Genomic DNA, 23,957 nt, shown 5'->3' on the forward strand with positions numbered 1-23,957 from the left:
TACTCCTTTAAGATTAATTTAATAATTCCACACATATTTAACAAAGATATTTCTGCCCGGCTCTACAAGGGGGTTTGTTAGGGCGATGTTATTGCTGATATTTTGCACAGTGGCGGGGTTACGCCCTACCACATCAAAGAGGTTATTTGCTCCTATGATTAGCTCCATATCCTGCATACCCTTAGCAAACGCCCCAAGCTTTAAGCCTAGCATAATATCTGTCATGGTGTAGGCGGTTGTTTCTCTCTCCTGCTCAGAATCTATGCGCGTTTTTGCGCCATAAGCCCTTTGCGTGAGATTGAAATACCATGCATTAAAGTTTAGCTGCATAGACACGCGCCCATAAAATGGCGCAAGATAGGGGATAGGCTTATTATCAGTAGTGTTCTGCCCATAATTATACGCGCCCATATAGGAGATATAGAGCATATCATTTAAAAAGCTATGTCGTCCCTCTAGCTCCGCGCCTGTGATATAAGCCTTGCCAATGTTGTTGTAAGTTTGAATCCGATTAAAACTCGGGTCTTGATAAGTGGTCATAGCAATCATATCTGTGTAGCGCGTATAGAATCCAATGAGCGAAATAAAGTGATTATCGCTTTGGATTCTAAAGCCAAATTCTGCAGTTTGGGAGTATTCAGGCTTTAGTAGTGGATTTGGCAGTGAATTTTCCGAGCCACCGCTAGGTGAGCCAGCCATACGCCGCCATGCTGCGGGGGCTTTGAAATTATGGCTTATGTTTATCACATTGCTAATATAGTCATTGAAAAAATACACCGAGCCTAGTGCGCCTGTGAGCGCGCCTTGATTAATCATACTATTTTCATCAAAGAGCCTCGTGGCTTCTTGAAAGAGTGCATTATTTTGGTTGTTAATTTCTATATCAGAGCGTGTTTTAGAAATGGTAGTGATGACATAATCCCCCCTTGCAGAAGCAGAGAGATTCCATGATTGCGTGGCTTTAAAGTCATCTTTAGCAAATATAGCAATATCTGTGGTGTGTGATGGGCGATTATTTTTAATCACAGAATTTGCTACTAGATTCTCAACGCGCACTTGTGTGGGGGAAATGGTGCTCTCCACCTCTGCGCCATAGGTGAGATTATGTTTGCCTGCTAGGGTGTTAAAGATTAAGCGCCCGCCAAAGTAGTTGTTATTATAGACTTTGTTGTGCATGCTGCCACCACCAGCTAGGAGGCGGTTATTCCAAATATCTGTATCCCAGTGGCGATAGTAGAGATACGCCTCCATAGAATCTGCAAAGCTAAGATTATGTTTTTTTAGCCCTGCGCGTAAATAATACTCTACCAAAGGGTCTTCTTTAAAATATATGCCATAGCTGCTGCCCGGCGCTACGCCAAGCCCGCCTGCGCGGTGAGATTCTACCCTCGCGTAGCGTCCTTGCAGATAGTATCTTGTGGCGTTTTGGTTAGTGTAGCCGATGTTAAAATCCACGCCTATATAATTAAAGCTAGAGTTTTTTGCTTTCCTTGAGCCATTTTCTTTAATAGGCGTGGTGTAATCCTCCGCGCTTTTACCGCTAAAGCCAATGAGCATATCCCAGCCATTGCCTCCGCCTAGCACTTCAGCGCGCCCGCTAAAGAGATTATTCACGCTGCCATATTCTAATGCGCGGATTCTTGCTGTGGCTTTAAAAGTTTCTCCACCGATGTTGTAAGTGCTTTTACGCGAGCGGAAATTTACCACACCAGTCATAGCATTACTCCCATAAAGCGAGCTAGCCGGTCCGCGCATAATTTCAATGGCTTCAAAGGCATAGGGGTCTAGCATATTAAACTCTAATGTGTTGCGCCCGCTGTATTTCACGCCATCAATGGTTACAATAGAGCGCTCATCATCAGAATTTTGCCCGCGGAATGAGATTTGTCCATTTACACCGCCACTGCGCGAATACAAAATGCCCGGCGCGGCGTATTCAATAAGACTTTGGATACTGCCTTGCGTGCCTTTTTGCAATAGCTCTTTAGATTCTATAATATCTATAGATTGAGGCTGTAGCTCAATTGGCGTTTCACTCATAGTAACTTCAGCCTTTATGGTGGCTTGGTTGAGTTTGACAGAGGAGACTTTATCCGCAGGCATATTATCTATTGCCCCCCCCCCGTTACATTTTCATTAGCAAAAAGTTCGCTTGAAAGCACAAGCGAGACAACTAATACTTGAGTAATTTTCATATTTGCTCCTTTAAGATTAATTTAATAATTCCACACATATTTAACAAAAATATTTCTGCCCGGCTCTACAAGGGGATTTGTAAGCCTCATACCATCGCGGTTTGCTACAGTTGCGGCAAGCTGTGTTACTGGATTTCTGCCCACTTCATTAAAGAGATTATTTACGCCTAAAATAAATTGCATATCCTCCATATTGCTAGAAAAATAGCCTAGATTTACCCCTGCGATTAAATCTGTCATCACATAGCCGGGGAGTTTAATCTCCTCTTGCACATCAATGCGGTCTTTTCTCCCATAGCCGCGCTCTGTGAGTGAGATATACATCGGGCGGAAATTAAGACGGAAAGTGATTTGCCCATAAAGTGGCGCGACATACATAATTGGCTTATTCCTTGTCTCATCTTGGGCGTAGTTATATGAGCCTACATAGTTGATAGTGAGCAAATCATCAAAAAAGTTATGCTTGCCCTCTAGCTCAGCACCAGTGATATAGGCTTTGCCGATGTTTGTATAAAAGCTTGGCACACCGGACTGCACACTTGCTAGCGCAATTTTATTTGTGTAGCGCGTATAGAATCCAATGAGCGACATAAAGTGATTATCGCTTTGGATTCTAAAGCCAAATTCGGCTGTTTGGGAATATTCAGGCTTTAAGTTTGGATTAACCATACTGCCTGCGTTACCATTAGCAGCAGGTGCGCCTAAACGGGTGCTTGCGCCTGTGGCTTTGTAGTTATGGCTAATGTTTATCACATTGCTAATGTAATCATTGAAAAAATACACCGAGCCTAGCATACCTGTGAGCGCGCCCTCATGCATAGTAGAATTATCATTGATAGTTTTTAAAATATCCTCACGAAGTGGATTGCCTGTTAATCCAGCAAGTTCTGCACCGGAGGGAGTTTTACCATAAGTCATTAAGATATAATCCCCTCTTGCAGAGCCTTGCAAATGCCATGAATCACTTGCCTTATAGTCATCTTTCACAAATAGCGCAAAATCTGTCGTAGTCGATGGGCGCGAGCCTGTCCTGCTAGTGCCTTGCAAGGCTGCAGGTGCTACAAGGAAATTTTGTCTTGTGCCTGTGAGCGCGATAGAGCTTTCCACATCTGCGCCATAGGCTAAACTATGCTTGCCATAATTGCCATAGAAAATAAGCCGCCCGCCCACATAGTTATTATGATACACCTGCATATGTATGTAGTTGCGAGGAGTGTAGGTGTAGCCGCTGCGGTTATTCCAAATGTCCGTATCCCAGTGGCGATAATACACATACGCTTCCATAGAATCTGCAAAGCTAAGCTCTTGTTTGGTAAGCCCAGCGCGCAAGTAGTATTCGCTCAAAGGGTCTTCGGTAACCAAGATTCCATAGCTTGAACCAGGAGCTGCACTCACGCCTGCCCCCCCCCTGCGCGGTGAGATTCTACTCTGCTCCAGCGCCCTTGAATATAATAACGAGTGGCATTTTGCGTCGTGTAGCCGATGTTAAAGTCGATGCCATAGGCATTAAAATTTGAATTTTTTGCCTTGTATGAGCCATTTTCTTTAATAGGCGTGGTGTAATCGCTAGCGGTTTTGGCATTAAAGCCAATGAGCATATCCCAGCCATTACCTCCACCTAGCACTTCAGCGCGCCCGCCAAAGAGATTATTCACGCTGCCATATTCTAATGCGCGGATTCTTGCTGTGGCTTTAAAGGTCTCTCCACCGATGTTGTAATTACTCCTGCGGGAGCGGAAATTAATCACACCATTAATCGCGCTACTCCCATACAGTGAGCTAGATGAGCCGCGTAAAACCTCTACAGATTCAAACGCGTAAGGATTAAGCACATTAAAATCAAGCGTGCTGCGCCCAGAGAGCGGCACGCCATCAATGGCAAGGATAGTGTAGCCGTTATTGGTATTCTGCCCGCGCACGCTTAGCTGCCCATTTATCCCGCCACTGCGCGAGTATAGCACGCCCGGTACAGCTTCTAGCACGCTTTGCATATTGCCTTGAGATTTTTCTAATAATTCTTCTTTTGGCACGATAGATACAGACTTTGACTGCAGCTCTAAAGGCGTGCTGCTCATTAACACTTGACTATTGATATTTTCTCTCACAACGGATTTTTGTAGCGTTACAGACTTTGGCTCATCTGCAAGCACTTGCGTTGTGATACCTAAAATGCTTAAAATCATCGTATAAAAGCGACAAAGGTGGGATTTATGTTTCATAAGTAATCCTTTTTGAATTGATTAAAAATAAAAGTCGAAATCATATTGCAAAAAATGAAAAAATGCAATATACTTTCAATGATTTTCTAAAGAAATCGCACAAAACTACACAATAAGTCAAGGAGAAAAAGATGAGCAAAAATATGATGATAGTGGAAAGCACGAAGGAAGATACTAAATTAGAGAATCTTTATCAGTATAAAGATTTGGCAGACTTTGGGAAAATTGCTTATATCGATGTGGGCGCGTCCGAGCAGGGAAGCACGGCGGCGTATTTTTTGTATAAACATATTTTGCATTATGTGGATTTATATGCGGATTTTAAGGATTTAAGGCTTGAGGATTTTTGCGCGCTTGTGCTGCCTTGGGGGATTGATGAGCATTATTTATCGCAATTTAGGGATAAGATTTTGCATTATTTGCAATCAGGGGGCGTGGTGCTTTCATTTATGAGCAACTATACGCGCATTTTGCCCTTTAGCAGCGAGTATATCGCTAGTCCTACGCCTATTAGAACGCGTGAAGTAAAAATTGCTAATTCAGATTCTGCGCGTATGATTTTTGATGGCGTGCTGGAGTATGACATTAACCACAGGCGCGGCGTGAAAGGGTTTTTTAACCGCGGATATTTTGATGTGAGTGCTTTTCCGCATGAGATAGAATCTATCCTTACAGACAGCGATGGGCGCTGCGTGGGCTATGTGGATAGAAAATCCACTAAAGGCATTATTTTATCTGCGGCGAATGCGGATTTATTTAGCTTTGGGCTTATGGATAATACCACAGCTAGGCGTATGGGTATCAATCTGCTTAAGTGGCTTTCACACGAGCTGCACGCTAAGAGCGAGCTTAAGGCACTGCGCGAGAATGCAAAGCCCTTTAAGGAAGCGCCTTATTTTGGTGAGACTTATTTTGACTTTGTGGTAGATAAGACATTACAGAATCTATCAAGCCCACGTTTAAAAAATCTCATCATCACCGGCGGCGCGGCGCATAATCGGTATTTTTTCACTAACAAAAATGATAAGTATGCGCATTTTTTTAGTAAAAGATGTCATTTCTTGGATTTAGATTCTATAAATTTGGCGGATTTTGATTATGTGGTGATTGCCTCGCGCCTAAGCGTGGAGTATTTGACAAAATATAGGCAAAAATTTGTAGATTATTTAGAATCTGGCGGGCATATTGTGTCTTTTGGCGAGGTTACGGAGGATTATTTGCCAAATATTTTATGGCGCAATTATCCTGTGAATTTTTGGTGGTGGCTTATACCGGGCGCGAGTATGCCGCTGTATGCTATAGAATCTGATGGCAGCAAAAACGCGGTGGGGACAAAGGAGGGCTTATTTAGCAAAATGCAAGTAAATGTCGCTAAGTGGCATTATCACGGGGCTTTTTATCCGCCTAAAAATGCGCAAAATATTTTAGTCAATGAGCTAGGGGAGAGCATTATTTACAAAGATACGAGCTTTAAGGGGCATTTGTATGTGACTTCGCTTGACCCAGATTTCCATTTAGGGCAGGGCTTTATGCCTACTACGGAGCCATTTTTTGATACCTTTATGGCGTGGGTGGAGGAGGATATTTTGGCTACAAAATAGTTGCGATTTTTACGAAATAGTGCGGCTATCAAGGCTTTGGGCTGTGGCTTTATCGCAGCTTTATATGGTGGCAAACTAGCTTGCGCTACTTCAAATGCTTTATGTTGGAGCTTTATTTTACTAAGTTTAAGGAGTGATGATGAGACAGATTCTGTATTTTTTGTGTTTTTGTGCATTGCTAGTTTGCGCGCAGGCGGGGGAATTCCCCTACACATACAAGGGCGAAAAAGGATATAGCGTAGTAATCCCCAAAAAGCCATCGCGCATTATTATAGCCGGCGGTATGTGGCCGCTCCCGCCGCTTATTGCGATGCTGCAAGGTCATGCAAAAAATATCGTGTATATGCCGCGAGCGACTAAAAATGCGATTAAATATTCTTTTATTAGTGAAATATACCCCGAATTAAAGCATATTAAAGATGGTGAGAATGAGAATATTGAGGAGCTGCTGGCGTTGAAGCCTGATTTATTTATGTGCTATGGTGCAAATGTGAAAGTCTGTGAAGCAATGCGCGCGGCAAATGTGCCGACGATTGAAATAAGTGTGAATAAGTGGCATTATAATTCGTATGAGACGCTTAAGGGTTGGATTGACATTTTAGCGCCTATTTTAGATGCGCGTGAGCGGGGCGAGAAGCTTTTGGCTTACACTAAGCAGGTTGAAAAGGAAGTGAGTGCTAAGGCGAGCAAGGAGAAAAATAAGCCTAGAGCTATGGTTATTCACGCATTTGATAGTGAGAAGTCTTTTTCATTAGGTGGAATTTTTGCTGATTATTTGCTAGAAAAAACAGGCGCGATAAATGTCATAAGCGGTGAGAGTATGCCTCGAATCACGCTAGAAGAGGCGTATAGGCTAAATCCTGATATTATTTACATTAATAATTTTAACACGCTTGTGCCGGAGGATTTGATAGAATCTAAGCTATGGCAGCCCATAAATGCGGTCAAAAATAAGCGAGTGTATAAATTTCCGCTAGGTGCGTATCGTCCTTTTGCGCCGAGTGTGGATTTGCCTATTTTTATGGAATGGATTTATTATCACAATTATCCACAATATGAGGATAAAGAGAAGTTTTTAGCGCATACGCAAGCATTTTATGAGGAATACTTTGGCGTGAAGCTTAGTAAAAAGCAGGTAGAGCGCATTTTCACCCCACAAAAAGCCGCTGGGTTGTTGAAGTGATTTGCTGTCATTTATCTTTTGCAAACGATAATGCATGTTCTTTCATGGCTAGAAAAGTATCTTGATAGAAACTTGGCTGTGTGCTGTCCAACACATAGCGCGCGAGCTTTTCCATTTCGGCTTTTGGTTCGATATGCGTGCCATACCCTTCCTGTATCTTTTGCACAGCAATTTGCACATCTTTGTAGGATTGTATGGGTAGGGTATTGGCTAGGTATTTGTAGGGTGATGGATTGGGATTAAATAATATAGCTGGCTTTTTGAAATTAATAGATTCTAGAGTAATTGTTCCATCAAAGCTTGCGACAGCTTGACATTTTGGGAGAATTGATTTTGATGGAAGTTCTAGGCTAAGCAACACTGTATTAGGGACGTTCTGAATCTGCTTGTAAAATTCAATATTTTTAAAAAATTCAATATTGTGCATAAAATAAGTTGTGAGTTCATCATTGAGCATAAATTGATGTGGGTGTTCCTTAACATAAAGTTTCCAGCCCTTTGGTAGAGCTTTGGAGAGCATTCTTATTGCGGTGAGTTGAGATTCAAAAACTGTGCGTCCAATGATAGCTGCTTCTGGCTCAAGATGCAGGCTATAATATATGAATTTTTCTTCAAAACTAGCTATGGTAGAGTGTTTTTTATAGTAGGCTAACATTTTTTTATATTTTAAAAACGAAGCGAATTTTGTAAAGAAATTATAGGGAATACCTAGTTTATCAGATGTAAAATTAAATTTTTTTAAATGCACAATAAATTCGACAAGAATCTGTCCGCCTATTTTTCTCACAAAATGTCTAATTCTTGATTTTAAAGTAGATGATGTATCTCCATAAGTGATATAGTCGTAAAAAAGATTTCTCTCAAGGATAGAGACATTGCACTTTTTGTGTGATAAAAAAATATCTGTATTATAATTATGTGTAAAGATAATATCATTAATGCCTAATAGTGTATATGAAGGAATATTGAGCATTTTAGCTAGACCAAATGGGACAAGATGATTGGGCGTTCCTAAAAGCATTTCGGCACAAATAACGCAATCTATCTTTTGGGTCGAAAATATATGTGAGAAAAATGATAAATGTTGATGATAGATATCCTTTGCCAAAGGATTATTAAGCATTATACGATGCAGCATGGTTTCTATGTCTATTTGAATATGCTTCATTTTAGCGATGAGGGCATAGTCAATAGATTCTACATCTTTTAATGCAGGAAGATTCATATAGTCAAGCACATGTGTAATACGCGATTTATGCTGTTTGATAAGTGAGGATACTTGCGGATAGTGATATTCGCATACCAAGACACAAACATCGATATTTGGCTGGTATTCGAGTATGTAACGCAAGAATTTTCCATCTCTATCAAGTAAAATAATATTGTTCATGAAGCATTCCTAGTATTGATTTTAGCTTTAACAAAAATACTGGAATACAAAGGCATTTGTAGTGGGTATGATGTTTGTGCGATATCTAAGTGGGATAAGGTTTTTTTAACTGAAGCACGTGAGGTAAGAGATGGGTGAAAAAACACATATAGGGGGTGGATATTGGAGTATAAAAATCTTAAGTATGCCCCCCCCCCAGTTAATTCTTCTATTTTATTGTTGAGATATGCTTCAATACTTGAGATAAAATTTTGGGCTTTGTCGGCGGATTGATAGTGAGTAGCATGCGAGGCAAGAAATGCCTTATATTCCTCTATAAAACTTGTATTGTCAAATATTGCCGGATTTTTAACAAGTTTTTTTAACCCATCTAGCAAGCTTTTGAAACTATCAACATAAATAATATTTTTTGCGTGTTGAAGTAGGATAGTTTTGCCAGCAAAAACAATACAGGGTTTATTATGAAATGTGGCTTCAAGATGAATAGTGCCATTAATCGTAGCCAGAGCCTGCGCATTTTTAATAAGTTCATGTGAGGGTGTGTTGAAATTAATAAATTTGATATTGGCTAACTTTTGTAATTCTTTATAAAAACTAATTGACTTAAACCATTGTATATTATAAAGAAAATATCCCATTTCAGGGTTGTTAAGCATAAACTGATGGGGGTGTTCTTTTACATAAAGCTTATAACCTCTAGGAAGAGCATTGTGAAGCATTTGAAGTATTGTAAGCTGGTTTTGTAGTGGCACGCATACAGATGTGCCTCCTTCTGGTTCAAAATGAATAGCATAGAATATAAACTTATCGTCATAATTTGGCATACAGGCAATATGATTGTAGTAGCTGAACTGTTTTTTGAGCGAAATAAAACATGATAATCTATGCCAAAAAGAAACAGGAAAATTACCCATATGCTGTGAAATAGTGAAATTTCTATGTTTGAGGCAAATGATAAAATCTATAAGAAGTTGCCCCCCAATTTTGAATAAAAACTTATATATAAAAGCTTTCAGTTTACTCCATAGTGATATTTGTGTCTTACTATCAGCTAGCAACTGGGGGTTAAATGGGTAAAAAAGGCTATCTGCAAGCTCAGATTCTGAAAGGTGTCCAGTTAAAAGGGGTAAATATATATTTTTTCCATAGTGCAGAATGGATTGATGAAAAGCGAGCGTTGGAGGCGTGAGAAATGCCGGAATATTCCTGTGATGTGCAATGTATATTGGAATATCATAAGTGCATCCATGCTCTAATCCACTTGTAAATACGAAATCTAAAGAAAATGTATCAAAAATGTGATTCCACCACGAGAGCGCGTTAATAAACTTATTACTTGAGAGCATGCCATCATCTAGCCATCTGTGTGCAACAAATTCAATTTTGCATTGAGCATCTCTAAACTTGTTGAGCAAGTCATAGGTGAGGTATGGTGTTCCATCTAGAGAGTCTATATCTTGTATCGATATGATATGTGTAATCTGTTTGCAGTTTTTATATTTTAGTTTTGTTTTTTGTGCAATTACATCAGAATCTACGACCAGCACGATAATATTATATGAGCGGTTTAAAAATGTATCTATATACTCTAATCCTCTATCAATTAGAACAATATTATTCATGCAATGAACTCTCAAAAATTAAAGTATTCATTGTTTTTGCAAAGAGTTTATATTTTCTTTGAGCTAAAAAGGTGTATATTTCGCTTTGATAGACATTTTCTAAATCACTATCCCAACATTCAATAAGGATAATCCTAGGGCGATATTTATCCCAATTATTAGATTGCAAAACTTCCAAATCAAGCCCCTCAACATCTACACTTAAAAAATCAATAGAGGTGTGAGGAGGCAGATATTTATCAAGAGTGGCTTCTAGTGTATATGTGGGGATAGAGATTTTTTCGACAAGTTTATATAATGGGTGGGAGTCATACTTATGCTCCAAAATAGGGGTAAAGCCATTGAGGGCTGGTTCATTAAAACTATAGTAAATCATATTGCCCCCCCCCCCGTTAAAAGTTATACCACATTCAATATTAATATCTCGCGGACGGAAACGCTCAAATAATTTCATGGAGTTTGGCATAGCATCGATATTTATTCCCCTCCAACCTTGCTTATAAAAAAAGTATGTATTTGAGAATCTAAATGGGTGGTGCGCTCCCACATCGACATAGAATCCCATTTTATGCCCTAGCATTTCTCGCAATATCAAATCTTCGCCATTGAGTGCATAGGACTCGACACGAAAACGAGTAATATAGAGGTCTTTTAAATTGACAAGAAGCAGCCAAAGTCTGCGGGGCAAAATTTTTTTTAATATAGTCTTAAACATCACATAACCTCGTAAATATGTGAATTGTAAGCATAGCTTTCACTCACAGCCCCCAGCCGTCATCAACGACAATAACTTGTCCGTTAATGTATTTGCTCGCATCACTAAGCAAAAACACAAGTGTGCCACTCAAATCCTCCGGGTCAAGCATTCCCTTACTCGTGCAATGTCCTCTGTAGCGCTCCAAAAAGCTTTGAGGTTGGTCATTTAGAATACCTCCAGGAGCGATAGCATTAGCTCTAATGCCCGTATTTGCGAGGTATTTTGCCATATAGCGCGTCATATGGCACACACCAGCTTTGATAATACTATACTCAATAGGGCTATCCATTTGCGTGCCGATGTAAGTATCAAATTTAGGCGCATAAACGCCCTGAATGCTGCTTATAGATATGATATTGCCAAATCCTTGCGTTTTAAAATATTTAGCAAATTGCTGCGAGCAGAGCAGATAGCCGCCCATTTGGAGATTCATATTAGCGCAGAAATCCTCATATTCCACTTCAAAGAAATTCTTTTTCCCCCACATCGTTGTGCGCGGATAGGCATTATTCACAAGGGCATCAATTTTGCCATACTGCTCATGTATGGCTTGCAGCGCTTGTGTTATACTTTGCTTTGAAGTTATATCAAGGCTTATGCAGAGGATTTTAGATTCTATATTTTGGATAGGGGGCTTGTGCGTGTCTTCACAAATGGCTTGAATAATGTGTGCTTTGGCTTCTTGTGCGGCTTGCATATTAATATCTGCGATGATACCACTGCCGCCATGCTCGACTATAGCTTTAATAAAGCCCTTGCCGATAAGCCCAGCTCCACCGCTTACAACTACCACCTTATCCTTTAAAATCACCTATTATCCTTAAAAATAATCTCTCTCAATCTTTCATATGAGCGACAAATGCGCGACAAACAAAGCTTGGCATTGTAATGGAGTTAAACTAATATGTAGCTTAAAGCCCAATTTATAAAATCTTGCATAGAATCTAGCTACAGAATCCTACACAGAATCTACCCGCCATGCAGACACTCCTATAAATGCCACATAAACAAAACGCATAAGCCCTAGAGGCGCACAATGTGGCGCTTCCAAATGCCTTTATAAAACACAAAGCCAAAGATAGCCGCGCGCACATAGGTTTCACAGCAGATAATAGCAAAGATATATTCCACGCGCACGCCATAATGCACGCAAAGCCACATAGGCACAATCCGCCCTATCCAAATGCTGCCCGTATTAATCCATAGTGAAAATTTTGTAACTCCGCTGCCTCGCAGCGCCCCATCAAGCACAAAGATACACACAAGCGGGACTTGCGATAATCCAACGGCTAAAATATAAGAAAATGAATAATTAATCACTGCAGATTCTGTGCTAAAAATAGCCGATAGCTCCCTGCCTAGCACACATAAGCCTAAGCCCAAAATGCCCATAACAATGCAAGAAATAAATAAAATCGTGCGCAAAAAAGATTCTGCTAAATCAAGTCTTTTTGCTCCAATCATCTGCCCAATTAAAGCCATTGCCGCTACTTGAAAGCCAAAACCGGGCATAAAAATAAAGCCCTCCACCCTTGAGCCTACCTGAAATCCAGCAATCACCTCCAAGCCATAATCTGTCATAAATCTTGCAATAAGCACGAGCGATAAAATGCTTAGCCCACGCTCAAGCCCTGTAGGCAGCCCTACGCGCAAGCCAGATGACAGAATCTGCCATTTGCAAATAAGGCGGAGTTTTAGATGTTTATGCAATCCGCAGAGGATTATAAATAAAATAATGGTTTCAAAATAGCTAATCATCACATGTGTTATCCCAGCTCCTAGAATGCCAAGCGGTGGGATATGGATAGAATCTAGCCCAAGGATAAGGACATAATTAAGCGCGATGCTTAAAGCAGTGGTAATGATTTTTATAAAAAATACGCTTTTTGTGTCTCCAACTCCAGCCAGTGCGGAAATAAACACAATTTTAAGCAAAAAAGCAGGAATGCTATAAAAAATAAAGCTTAAATACAGCATACCTAGCCTTTTTGTTTCTCCACTCACCCCCATCCAGTCAAAATACGCACCATTGCTCATGTGTGCAAGTATATAGACAGGAATTGCGCTTAAGAGCGCCCCTATGCCCATAGTGCTTAGAATCTTATTTGCTTTATCGCGGTTGCGCTCACCAAAAGCGCGGGATACTTGTGCATTTGTGCCGACATAAAAAATAGAAGTAAGCGCGAATAAAAACATCCAATATCCCCCGCCTAGCCCTAGCGCGACAATATTATGCTTCACAATTTCAGGATTAGTTGAGATATGGGCTACAAAATACATGCCTATGGTAACATTGGCAATATCAAGAAAGGAGTTGCCCCCAGAGGGGAGGGCGATGCTTAGAATTTTTTTAACTCTTTGCTTAAAAGTATAGGTCATTTTATCTCATTATTTGGCTTGTAATGGGCTATAAATTGCATAAGGTGGGGGAAAGGCGCATTTTTCCTGCTAGTTTTGTAAATATGCGTGTATAGGGTGGTAAAGCCATTTTTTTCACTAAAAATATATTCTAGCTCGCCCACACATAGGGCTTTATTTGGCAGGGTCTTGTGCGACAGAGTTTTGTAGGGTGAGATTCTATCTTGCGCGCTTGTGTGTGCATAATGAGAATCTTGCACATAATCTTTAAACTTAGAATCTGGTATGATGTAGGTCTCAAAAAGCACGATAGCATTGGGCTTTAGCGAAGCAATCATAGGTGCAAATAGCCTTCTATCTAGAAAAAGGCTATTTAGCAGCACATCATAGCGCTTTTGTGCTAGGCTAAAATTATCCAAATCAGCCAAAATAGGCGTGATACGCGAGATATTTGCTAGAGATTCTAAAGCCACAGAGGAAATATCAATCGCCTCCACTTCAAAGCCAAGTTGGGATAGAATCTTAGCATTTCGCCCATTCCCGCAGGCTATATCAACTGCTAGCGGTGCGTTGGGCGTGGGGTGTGAAAAAAATGTATCTTGTAAAAGCTTGCACGCCTCTAATACAAAGCTGCTGGGCTTATGTGGCATAAAATGTTGTTTATAGCGTGTGTTCCATTTTATAGCGTCTTCTTGCATAAATTAATGCAGTATTTATAGAATCTAGGCAAGTTTAGGGAAGCTTAGCTTTGCTCCGCCAAGTATGTGTAGGTGTAAATGTGGGACTTCCTGCCCACCATTTACGCCACAATTAGTGATAATTCTATATCCATCTTTTTTAAGTCCAGCAACCTCTACCACTTCTTGAGCAAATGCGCATAAATCCCCCAAAAGCTTTGGGCTAGCGCTTGAGAAGTCTTTTACGCATACTTTTGGGATAGCTAGAATGTGCGTAGGTGCTTTAGGATTAATATCATAAAAGGCTAAGAAATGGTCATTTTCAAGCACTTTTTTGCATGGAATTTCACCCAAAACAATTTGTTCAAAAATATTTTTTTTTGCCATTTGTATCCCCTTTGTAAGTTTAAAAAATTTTAAAACCCGCATTATATCCTTATTATTTCAATAATAATCTTTAAATATGCTACAATACCGCTTTTTATTTTGGCTGGATAAGCTTGATTGAAAGGGAGGAGCGGTGTTAGAGATACAAGATATTCTACAAAGATTAGCACAGATACAGAATCTAAAAGCACTTGATGAGCTGCGTGTGGAGGTTATGGGGAAAAAGGGCATTTTAACAGAGCAATTTATTTTACTTAAAAGCCTTGAGGGCGATGAAAAAAGAACGCTTGCCACTAAGATTAATGCCTATAAAGAGCAGTTTGAGCATGCTTTAAATACAAAAAGAGAGCAGATTCTAAAACAAGAGATGAGTGAAAATCTTATCCAACAATCCATAGACGCAAGCCTTTTTACCGCGCTGCATAAAAAGAGCAAGGGACACCCCGTGCATCAAACTATGGATAGAATTATTGATTTTTTTGTAAATATGGATTTTTCAATCAGCACAGGACCGCTTGTAGAAGATGATTTTCATAATTTTGAGGCGCTTAATATCCCGCAATTTCACCCTGCACGCGATATGCAAGATACTTTTTACTTTAAAGATTCTATGCTACTGCGCACGCACACTTCGCCTGTGCAAGTGCGCACCATGGCTGCTAGCAAATTGCCCATTCGTATGATAGCCCCGGGCAGCGTTTTTAGGAGGGATTATGATGTGACGCACTCTCCTATGTTTCATCAGTTAGAAGGCTTAGTGGTTGATGAAAAAAATAGAATTAGTTTTGCTAATCTTAAATATATCTTAGAGGATTTCTTGCATTATATGTTTGGTGATGTGCGTATTCGCTTTCGCTCAAGCTTTTTCCCTTTCACAGAGCCTAGCGCGGAGGTGGATATAAGTTGTGTATTTTGTCATGCAAGTGGTTGCCGCGTATGCTCGCACACAGGCTGGCTTGAAGTGCTAGGCTGTGGGATTGTAAATCAAAAAGTCTTTGACGCAGTAGGATATAAAGATGTGAGCGGATATGCCTTTGGGCTTGGCATAGAGCGATTTGCAATGCTTTTACATCAAGTGAATGATTTGCGCAGCTTTTTTGAGACAGATTTACGAGTATTGGAGCAGTTTTAATGATTTTTACAAGACATCTTTTATCGCAATTTATTAATGTAAGCACGCTTGATATGCAAGAAGTATGCGTGAAGTTAAGCAGTATCGGGCTAGAGGTAGAATCTGCATATGCCCTAAGTGTCCCCAAAAATGTCGTTGTGGGTAAGATTATTTCTATCGCGCAGCACCCAAATGCCGATAAGTTGAGCGTGTGTCAAGTGAGCATTGGTGCGCAAACATTGCAAATTGTATGCGGGGCAAGTAATGTAAAAGCCGACCAATATGTTGCTGTAGCGCTAGAAGGCGCAGTTATTCCCCATACAAAAAATGGCGAACTCATTATCAAGCAAACAAAGCTTAGAGGCGTGGATAGCTGCGGTATGCTTTGCTCAAGCGTGGAGCTAGGATTGCCAAAGATTAATGATGGCATTATGGTGCTTGATAGCACGGCTGGGCGTTTGGAACTAGGCGTTGAGCTTGGGAGCTTGCCATTATTTGATGATTATGTGATTGAAGTGAGCGTAACGCCAAATCGCGGAGACTGCTTAAGCGTGCTAGGCATTGCAAGAGAGATTGCTACAAGTTATGATTTGCATGTGCGGCATGAAATTGATATGGATAATGTCATTACGCTAGGGCTTGGGCGCGTGCTGCAGATTCTCACTGATGAAAAAATACAAGCACATTTGCTTTATCGCGTGATAGAGGTAAAGCAGGCATATCTCCCCCTTGATATTGCCCTAACTCTAGCGCGCAATGGCACTTTGATTGATGATATTGTGTGCAATTTTTTAGAATATGGCACTTATATGACGGGCGTTATTTTAAATGCTTACAAATTGCGTGATTGCGAGAGTAAGGATATTCTCCTTGATAATGGCTTAGCAGCGCAATTAAGGATTAAAAAAGATGAAAATGGCTTGGAGGCGGTGTTTGCCAATCAAAAGCTTTCCATAATTGGCGTATCTTATGGCGAGCGTTATTTTGGCACGCGCTCTGAAATCCTTATCATTGAGGCAAGCTACATTAGTCCCACTTTTATTGCCCAATCACTTTATGAGCGCGGCATTAAGGGCGATGCGCAGCTTACCTATCGCACTACACGCGGGAGCAATCCTAATTTAGAGCAAGGCATTGATTTTTTATGTAAAAAAATGGTGAATACCTCTGATGTGCTAGTATATTCTGGCTCGCACAATATCGCGCAAAATACCGAAGAAGTGGTGATTAAGACTACCTTTGGCGCGATTAATCAAATCATAGGCATAGAGCTTGAGCGCGAAGAAATAGCTATGATTTTAAAAAAGCTTGATTTTAAGCTTGATGCGACTTGTGATGAAAACTTTTTTATGATTTCTGTGCCGCAGTATCGGCATGATATTCAAAGCATTCAAGATGTCGCAGAAGAGGTGCTTAGAATCTATGGCATTGATAATATCCCCTCCACGCCGCTGCTTTGCCTGCAGTCGCATAACATTAATGAGGCATATTTCATCTATAAAAATACAAGAAAATTAGCCGCTGCTTTTTTGGCAAATGACTTTGTAGAATGCATTCATTATGTTTTTGCCTCATCTCAAAGGCTTAATAATCTTGGCTTTGTGTGCTTAAAAGAGGAGCTTGATATTGCCAATCCTATCACGAGCGAGCTTAACACATTGCGCACAAGTATGCTCCCTAGCCTCTTAGATTCTGTAAAACGCAATGAGAATCTAGGCTTTAAAAATATCGCACTTTTTGAGATAGGCAGCGTTTATACCGCCAATCGAGAGGAGCAAAATAAGCTCGCTTTTGTGGCAAGCGGATTGTATAAAGATGAGTGTTATCCACATACAAAGGGCGTGGCATGGGATTTTTTCACTTTTGCCAATGTGCTTGAGCGATGTATAGGGGAAGTGCGGCTGCAAAATATACGCGATGAGATAGATTCTAAAAAGCTTTTACACACATATGGATTATGCGATGATAGAATCTTGCACCCTTATCAAAGTGCGTTTGTGTATCTCAAAGATAAGCCTGTGGGCATTATTGCCAAATTACACCCACAAATTGCTTTGGATATGGAGCTAGGCGAGACTTTTATATGCGAAATTGCCCTTGATATGCGTGATTTTGGGCTGAAAAAGGCGCAAGAATTTTCAAAATATCAAAAATCTATGCGGGATTTAACGATTTTAATTGATAAAAATATACCTTTTTATCGCATAAGGGAAGCCATTGCACGCGCGCAAATAGCGTATGTGCAGAATGTTTATCCCATTGATGTGTATTATGATGAAAAGCTAAAATCCCAAATGGCTCTAAGCATACGTGTAGTGTTGCAATCTTTTGAATCCACTTTGCAAGAAGCGCAGCTAAGTAGCGCTATGCAAGCTATACTCAATCAACTTGAAAGTGCCTTTGGCGCGAGTTTGCGCGCCTAATTTATAGAATCTAAGGAGGGAAATATGATAACACAAGAGGATTTGCCATTACTGCAAAAAATGTCGCACACACTTGGCTTTTTGTGCGCAGATATGGTGCAGAAAGCAAATAGCGGACACCCGGGCGCGCCTATGGGATTGGCAGATATTGCAAGCGTGCTAAGCTTTCATCTTAATTTAGCGCCTACAAATGTGGATTGGCTCAATCGCGATAGGCTTATTTTTAGCGGTGGGCATGCTAGCGCGCTAGTGTATGCTCTCTTGCATTTGTGGGGATTTGATGTGAGTATGGAGGATTTGCAGCATTTTAGGCAGCTAGGCTCTAAAACGCCCGGACACCCAGAATATGGACACACACAGGGCGTTGAAATCACTACAGGTCCGCTAGGGCAGGGCGTGGCAAATGCTGTAGGTATGGCAATGGCGGGCAAATACGCACAGAATCTATTTGGGCGTGAGATAATCTCGCACAATGTATATTGCCTCTGCGGAGATGGGGATTTGCAAGAGGGCATAAGCTATGAGGCGGCCTCAATAGCTGGGCATCATCAGTTATCAAATCTTATTCTTATTTATGATAGCAATCACATTACTATTGAGGGGCAGACTAATATTGCTATGAGTGAGAATGTTGCCAAACGCTTTGAGGCGCAGGGCTTTGAGGTGATAAGTTGTGATGGGCATAATGTGCTAGAGATTGATAGCGCGCTAAGTAGGGCTAAAGATGCTATAAAGCCAGTGCTTATTATCGCTCACACCACTATTGCTAAGCACGCTCTAAGCCTTGAGGGCAGTCATAAAGCGCATGGCACGCCTTTGGGCGAGGAGATTATTAAGCAGGCAAAGCAAAAGCTTGGCTTACCGCCAGAATCTTTTTATGTGCCTAGTGAAGTGGCTTTTGCCTTTGGGCTATTAAAAGAGCGCGGGGAGCTAAGTTTTAAACAATGGCATAAGCAATATGAAAATCTCCCACAAATTGCCAAAGAGCGGCTAGATTCTATGCGCAATCCTTCATTTGAACATATCACTTATCCTACTTTTGAAGTGGGCGAGAGTATGGCTACGCGCGTGAGTAATGGCAAGATTTTAAATGCTATTTCACAAGCATTAGAGGGCTTTTTGGGCGGGAGCGCGGATTTAGCCCCATCAAATAACACACATATCCACGATGAGCGCGATTTTCCTTTTGGGAAAAATTGGCATTTTGGCATTAGAGAGCATGCTATGGCGGCAATTTGCAATGGTGTGGCAAATTATGGGCTATTTTTGCCATTTTGCGCGACATTTTTTGTCTTTAGCGATTATATGAGTCCTAGCGTGCGGCTTTCTAGCCTTATGAGAGCGTGCGTGTATTATATTTGGACGCATGATAGCATTGGTGTGGGCGAAGATGGCGCTACACATCAGCCCATTGAGCAGCTTAGTCATTTTAGAGCTATGCCTAATTTGCTTGTATTTCGCCCAGCAGATGCTAATGAAAATGTGGCGTGTTGGGAGGTAGCGCTAGATTCTAAACTGCCTTGCGCATTTGTGCTTAGCCGACAGAATCTGCCTATTCTTATGCCATACACGCCCACTCTTAAAAATCAAGTGCAAAGGGGTGCGTATATTTTAAAAGATACTAAAGATGCACTTATTACGCTTATGGCAAGCGGGAGCGAAGTAAGCCTTGCATTAAAAGCATGTGAAAAGCTTATAGAATCTAATATCAAAGCGCGTGTGGTGAGCGTGCCTTGCCTTGATTTATTATTGCAGCAGCCTAGAAGTTATGTGCAGGATTTATGCAAAGGGAGCGCGGTGCTTGCTATTGAGGCTTCAAGAGGCTTAGAATGGTATGCTGTGGCTGATAGGGTGATTGGTATGGATAGCTTTGGCGCATCAGGGCAGGGAGAGGGACTTTTTGCGCATTTTGGCTTTAATGTTGAGCATATCGTGCAAGTGGCACATGAGCTTATCAAACAAAGCTAAAGCGTAGATTCTATAATGCACAAACCCACGCTTCAAGTTTATAGCTCTAACCGCGCTTTATTACAGAATCTACACGAGGGCGAGCTGCTAGCCCCGAGTATGCTTATTGGCGAATTTTTCTCACAATTGGTGATTATTGATGATTATCGCGCGCTGCCTCAAGAGCTGCGCCTGCCTTTGAGTATGCAGATTCTAAAAGATTGCGCGCTTGAGTTGGAGAGGGCAAAGTTTTTATTTGAGCAGAGTTTTTTGGGATTTTTAGAATCTTCGCAATTTTTGTTTGCCTTTTTTGATGAGCTAGCTCAAGCGCAAGTGGCTATTAAAGACATTCCACTACTTGATACTTATGCAGATTATGAAGACCATTTGCATGTGCTTATGTGGCTAGAAAATCGCTACAAGCAGACTTTAGAGGATTTGAAATATTATGATAATTTTATTTTGCCACAAGGTGCGAAAATGCGCATTAATGAAGCATTTGTAGCACATTTTGACAAGATTTGCATATTTGTTGAGGGTTTTATTAATCCCATTCATCAAAGTTTGCTTGCCAAAGTAGCGGATATAACGCCGCTGCAAGTGCATTTTTGGCTTGATAATTTTAATGCGTCTTTGCCATTTTTGCCAGCGCAGATTCTAAAAGATTGCAAGCCCTTTTATCGCTATGGCGTTGATTTTAAAAGCGCGCGTAAGCTGTATGGGCAGCCTTTAGCACCTTTAGCGGATATAAGTGTGTATAAGTTTGCTCTAAACATTTCGCAAGTGGCTTTAGTTTTTGCAAAAATTGATGAATGGACAAAGCAGGGCGTGAGTGAGCAAGATATTGTGGTGATTGTGCCAGATGAGGGCTTTAGCAGCTATCTTAGTTTGCTTGATAGGGCGCGGAATTTGAATTTTGCTATGGGGAAAGATATCACGCACACATTGGCTTATAAGGCTTTAGAATCTAGCCTAGATTCTAAAGTAGAGCTGCCCTATGCGCAGGTATGTGAGCATATACAAAGCTTGCTTGCTGCATTTGATGATAGAGAGAGCAAAAAGGTGCGGGAGCGGGCTAATGAAGTGCTTTTTGTGTGGGAATATGCGCATTTTGGCTCGTGTAAAGTGGGTGATGTGGTGGAGTTATTGCTTGAGGAATTGAAACATTACCGCATTGATGATGTTTTGGGGGGTAAAATACGCGTAATGGGCGTGCTAGAATCTCGCGGATTTATGTATAAAAAAGCGGTGATAGTGGATTTTAATGAAGATGTAATAGCCCACATTGGCGCAAAAAGTGATTTATTTTTAAACTCTCACTTAAGAAAAAAGCTCAATATGCCAACTATTCAGGACAAAAAGCAGTTACAAAGGCATTATTACTATGGCATTTTTAGGACGGCTAATGAGGTGGCAGTGGCGTATGTGGAAAATGAGGAGAGCCAGCCTAGCCTTATGCTTGAGGAATTAGGTATAAAAAGTGAGATGCATAAAAATGGCGATGAGCTATTTGCACTTTTGCCGCAGGGGATAAAGCTAGAATATGTGGAGGATAATCCTAAAGGCGAGGTAGCGCCTACTTTAACGCCAAGCAAGCTAAAGACACTTCTAGAATGTCCGCGCAAATATTTTTATCAATATAAAGAATATATGAGAAATTTGCCCAGTGAAAATAGTAGCGCGAGTATGGGCAATCTGCTCCATGCGTGTTTAGAATCTGTCTATCGCCCTTATGTGCAACAAAGCGTGCAGCTCAATGCAGATGAGCTATTTACGCGCGCTAATGCATTTTTTGAAAGCCTGCAGGTAAGCGCGTATGAGAGGGCAGAAATTGAGATATTAAAATATGAGCTAAAGCGTATGTTTGAGCGCGAAAATGGCGCGGAAGTGGAGATTTTGCGCCTTGAGGGCGAAAATATGGAGCTAGCGTATGGGGGTTTCACATTCTTTGGTCGCCCTGATAGGATAGAAAAACATAATGAGGGCATTAGGATTATAGATTATAAATATCGCAAGGATTTTAAGCAAAGCCTAGCCAAGCAGCAAAAGGCAGAAACGGCAACTGATTTTGCACTTATTTTGTATATGCAAGCTTTTAGAGAGCATTATCCGCAATATGCTGCATATCCCATAAGCGCGTGGTATTGGGATATTAAAATGGGGCAGATGCATGAGGAAGTGTATGAGAGGCAAGATTGGCTTTTGCAAAAACTTAGCGCATTCAAGGGTGAGGTATATTTTACGCAGTGTGAAAGGCGCGATGTATGTCGTTATTGTGAGTTTAGAGAGTTGTGTGATAGGTAGATTCTATAAATTAAATTTAGCTCGGCTAGCCTTAGTCTCAAATAGTGCTTAAAGGAAGCCTAGTAAAGCTGCGTGCGTGTATATCAAATGTGCTATTATCAAAAATCTGGGCGCTGTGGCAGTAGGGGAGAAGTTTTGCAAAATGTGCTTGTGATTTATAGAATCTAGATTCTATAAGTGCGCTATCTACGCTATGCCCGCCTTTATCTGTGCGTATTTTTACGCGCTCTATGGCAGTTTGGATAGAATCTAGGCGAATAAAAATAAGATGAATGCGATAATTATTTGCCCTCAAATGTCTAAAAAGCCTAAATATCCCCCGACTGCAAAGCGTGCTTTCTTGATTAAAATCCTGCCTTTGTGTAATGCAGGCATTGCGCAGGATAAGCGCGATTTTGCCTGCGCGGATTTGGTCTATTGGATTGCGGTAGCTGCCTATGGCACTTACAATCTCATCAACATTAATCCTATGCCCAAAGCTTTCCCCCCTCTCTAGGGCATTGTAATAAAATGTCGTTTTTCCCGCGCCATTCACACCGCCAAAAAATGTGGCTGTGGGTGCGCTTAGTATGGGCGATGTGAGATTTGCGTGCATAATTATCCTTTTTTTAGAGCATTATAGGATAGATTATTTTACTTTCATAAAACTTATGATGTGATAGCCTTTAGGGTGCGTTTCAAAGTGCGCATAAGTTTATAAAATCTAGGCGTGAAGTAGGCAAGCTTTGTGGGCAGGCTCACTTTTTGCATATATGGCTCTAGGGGTTTTAGGAGTTCTCTGGTGTGCATAGGGTCTTTATCAAATATCATTGTATTAAAGGCATATATGGCACGCACTTTCATAAAAGCAATGAGTTTTTTGCGTAAGGCAGCATTGTTATTGTGTGCAAAATGTGGGCTTTGTATATATCTTAAAAGCCCTAAGCACACAAATGTGCAAGAATAGCCAAAATAATAGTGCTTGATGCTGTAGCCATCATTATTAAATGCCACAATCATAGGGAGCATAAAGCTAGGATAGGATTTACGATACAAATTTTGCGCCTCACCATGCGTGGATACAGAATTGGTGTGATGTCGGTAGATTAATCCATAAAATGAAGCCACTTTGATAGCTTTGGCGTGGGCAAAAAGTATCATGCCAAAAAGTGCGTCTTCATTCATTAGTGGCGTAGAGAAGCGTAGATTTTCTGTAAGAGAAAAGGCAAATAATCCTTGATGCACAAAAGAAAAGCTATCCATATTTTTCCATAATTCTAACGGCGTAAAGCTCTTAGCATTTGCCTCCTCTTGTGTGATAGATAGGGATTGTAAAAGACTAGGATAGCTTTGAATTTCTATCCCCTCCTCATACAGATACTCCACATCATGCCACACAATATCATTATCCCCTATAGATTCTATACATTGCTCTATACAATCTATACTCAACATATCATCAGAATCTACAAAATGCACATAATCTATATCACAAGGAGGAGTAGGGGAGTGAGTAAAAATCATACAAGTATTAATAGAATAATCAAGCGGTTTAAAACATATAGGCTTAGTAGATTGAGTAACCTTAGATTCTATAAAATCTTTGCTATCTTTAGCATTTTGTTTCACATCTATAGAATCTACAGACTTAGATTCTATAGACACACATTCTCTAAACTTGTGCTTAGGCACTAAATCTTCGTTCTGCCCCCCCCCCCGTATAATACATTACTTCTTGTGTAGTGTAAGCATAATGATTAGCACTTAATGCATTGGCTTTAAGATTAGCCTTAAATACATAATG

General features: G+C 40.7%; 18 protein-coding genes. 6 read left to right on the top strand and 12 right to left on the bottom strand.

The features are described 5' to 3' along the window. Positions 1 to 18: 18 nt before the first annotated feature. The 3 genes from LS71_RS02945 to LS71_RS09640 form a co-directional block, all read right to left on the bottom strand. The gene (locus LS71_RS02945; RefSeq protein ID WP_034356913.1) at positions 19 to 2,103 is read right to left on the bottom strand and encodes a TonB-dependent receptor; all 2,085 of its coding nucleotides are present in this window, start codon (positions 2,101 to 2,103) and stop codon (positions 19 to 21) included. A gap of 113 nt (positions 2,104 to 2,216) precedes the next feature. Continuing rightward, positions 2,217 to 3,590, bottom strand: a complete 1,374-nt coding sequence (locus tag LS71_RS09635; protein WP_052058224.1) for a TonB-dependent receptor domain-containing protein — start codon at positions 3,588 to 3,590, stop codon at positions 2,217 to 2,219. Then, positions 3,587 to 4,414 carry a TonB-dependent receptor plug domain-containing protein gene (locus LS71_RS09640; RefSeq protein WP_238700282.1) on the bottom strand — a complete coding sequence of 276 codons (828 nt, stop codon included), beginning with the start codon at positions 4,412 to 4,414 and terminating at the stop codon, positions 3,587 to 3,589. Before LS71_RS09640 ends, LS71_RS09635 begins: the two co-directional genes overlap by 4 nt. Before the next feature lie 131 nt (positions 4,415 to 4,545). Between LS71_RS09640 and LS71_RS02955 the strand changes: the two genes are divergently transcribed. Then, positions 4,546 to 6,015 (top strand): hypothetical protein, encoded by a 1,470-nt coding sequence (locus tag LS71_RS02955; protein WP_238700283.1) that lies wholly within the window; start codon positions 4,546 to 4,548, stop codon positions 6,013 to 6,015. Between the two features lie 139 nt (positions 6,016 to 6,154). Then, positions 6,155 to 7,198, top strand: a complete 1,044-nt coding sequence (locus LS71_RS02960; protein ID WP_052057928.1) for an ABC transporter substrate-binding protein — start codon at positions 6,155 to 6,157, stop codon at positions 7,196 to 7,198. Between the two features lie 7 nt (positions 7,199 to 7,205). Here the strand turns inward: LS71_RS02960 and LS71_RS02965 are convergent, their stop codons facing one another. The 7 genes from LS71_RS02965 to LS71_RS02995 all read right to left on the bottom strand — a co-directional run bounded on the left by LS71_RS02965 (position 7,206) and on the right by LS71_RS02995 (position 14,389). Beyond that, positions 7,206 to 8,588 (bottom strand): hypothetical protein, encoded by a 1,383-nt coding sequence (locus LS71_RS02965; RefSeq protein ID WP_034353885.1) that lies wholly within the window; start codon positions 8,586 to 8,588, stop codon positions 7,206 to 7,208. Further along, positions 8,585 to 10,210: a hypothetical protein gene (locus LS71_RS02970; RefSeq protein WP_069723503.1), complete on the bottom strand. Its 1,626-nt coding sequence runs from the start codon at positions 10,208 to 10,210 to the stop codon at positions 8,585 to 8,587. The genes LS71_RS02965 and LS71_RS02970 overlap by 4 nt, the downstream gene beginning before the upstream one ends. Then, positions 10,203 to 10,925 carry an FkbM family methyltransferase gene (locus tag LS71_RS02975; protein WP_034353888.1) on the bottom strand — a complete coding sequence of 241 codons (723 nt, stop codon included), beginning with the start codon at positions 10,923 to 10,925 and terminating at the stop codon, positions 10,203 to 10,205. Before LS71_RS02975 ends, LS71_RS02970 begins: the two co-directional genes overlap by 8 nt. A 43-nt stretch (positions 10,926 to 10,968) precedes the next feature. Further along, positions 10,969 to 11,775, bottom strand: coding sequence for an oxidoreductase (locus LS71_RS02980; protein ID WP_194145657.1), 807 nt, complete (start codon positions 11,773 to 11,775; stop codon positions 10,969 to 10,971). Positions 11,776 to 11,990: 215 nt separating this feature from the next. Beyond that, on the bottom strand, positions 11,991 to 13,346 hold the full coding sequence (locus LS71_RS02985) for an MATE family efflux transporter (protein ID WP_034353894.1): 1,356 nt from the start codon (positions 13,344 to 13,346) through the stop codon (positions 11,991 to 11,993). Next, the gene (locus LS71_RS02990; protein WP_034353897.1) at positions 13,343 to 14,023 is read right to left on the bottom strand and encodes a class I SAM-dependent methyltransferase; all 681 of its coding nucleotides are present in this window, start codon (positions 14,021 to 14,023) and stop codon (positions 13,343 to 13,345) included. The genes LS71_RS02985 and LS71_RS02990 overlap by 4 nt, the downstream gene beginning before the upstream one ends. Positions 14,024 to 14,047: 24 nt before the next feature. Next, entirely contained in the window at positions 14,048 to 14,389 is a 342-nt protein-coding gene (locus LS71_RS02995; RefSeq protein WP_034353967.1) for a histidine triad nucleotide-binding protein, read from the bottom strand. A gap of 142 nt (positions 14,390 to 14,531) precedes the next feature. Between LS71_RS02995 and pheS the strand changes: the two genes are divergently transcribed. Genes pheS through LS71_RS03015 form a run of 4 tightly spaced genes read left to right on the top strand, consistent with a single transcriptional unit; the run spans position 14,532 to position 22,174 of the window. Further along, the gene (gene pheS, locus LS71_RS03000; protein ID WP_034353970.1) at positions 14,532 to 15,521 is read left to right on the top strand and encodes a phenylalanine--tRNA ligase subunit alpha; all 990 of its coding nucleotides are present in this window, start codon (positions 14,532 to 14,534) and stop codon (positions 15,519 to 15,521) included. Continuing rightward, the gene (gene pheT, locus LS71_RS03005) at positions 15,521 to 17,923 is read left to right on the top strand and encodes a phenylalanine--tRNA ligase subunit beta (protein WP_034353900.1); all 2,403 of its coding nucleotides are present in this window, start codon (positions 15,521 to 15,523) and stop codon (positions 17,921 to 17,923) included. The genes pheS and pheT overlap by 1 nt, the downstream gene beginning before the upstream one ends. A gap of 24 nt (positions 17,924 to 17,947) precedes the next feature. Continuing rightward, positions 17,948 to 19,891 (top strand): transketolase, encoded by a 1,944-nt coding sequence (gene tkt / locus LS71_RS03010; RefSeq protein WP_034353902.1) that lies wholly within the window; start codon positions 17,948 to 17,950, stop codon positions 19,889 to 19,891. 15 nt (positions 19,892 to 19,906) lie between these two features. Continuing rightward, positions 19,907 to 22,174, top strand: coding sequence for a PD-(D/E)XK nuclease family protein (locus LS71_RS03015; RefSeq protein ID WP_034353905.1), 2,268 nt, complete (start codon positions 19,907 to 19,909; stop codon positions 22,172 to 22,174). A gap of 37 nt (positions 22,175 to 22,211) precedes the next feature. Here the strand turns inward: LS71_RS03015 and LS71_RS03020 are convergent, their stop codons facing one another. After that, positions 22,212 to 22,769: an ATPase gene (locus LS71_RS03020; protein ID WP_052057930.1), complete on the bottom strand. Its 558-nt coding sequence runs from the start codon at positions 22,767 to 22,769 to the stop codon at positions 22,212 to 22,214. Positions 22,770 to 22,822: 53 nt separating this feature from the next. Continuing rightward, positions 22,823 to 23,845 (bottom strand): glycosyl transferase, encoded by a 1,023-nt coding sequence (locus LS71_RS03025; protein ID WP_238700284.1) that lies wholly within the window; start codon positions 23,843 to 23,845, stop codon positions 22,823 to 22,825. Positions 23,846 to 23,957: the final 112 nt, after the last annotated feature.

This window comes from Helicobacter jaachi (assembly GCF_000763135.2).
Taxonomy (GTDB): Bacteria; Campylobacterota; Campylobacteria; order Campylobacterales; family Helicobacteraceae; genus Helicobacter_C; species Helicobacter_C jaachi.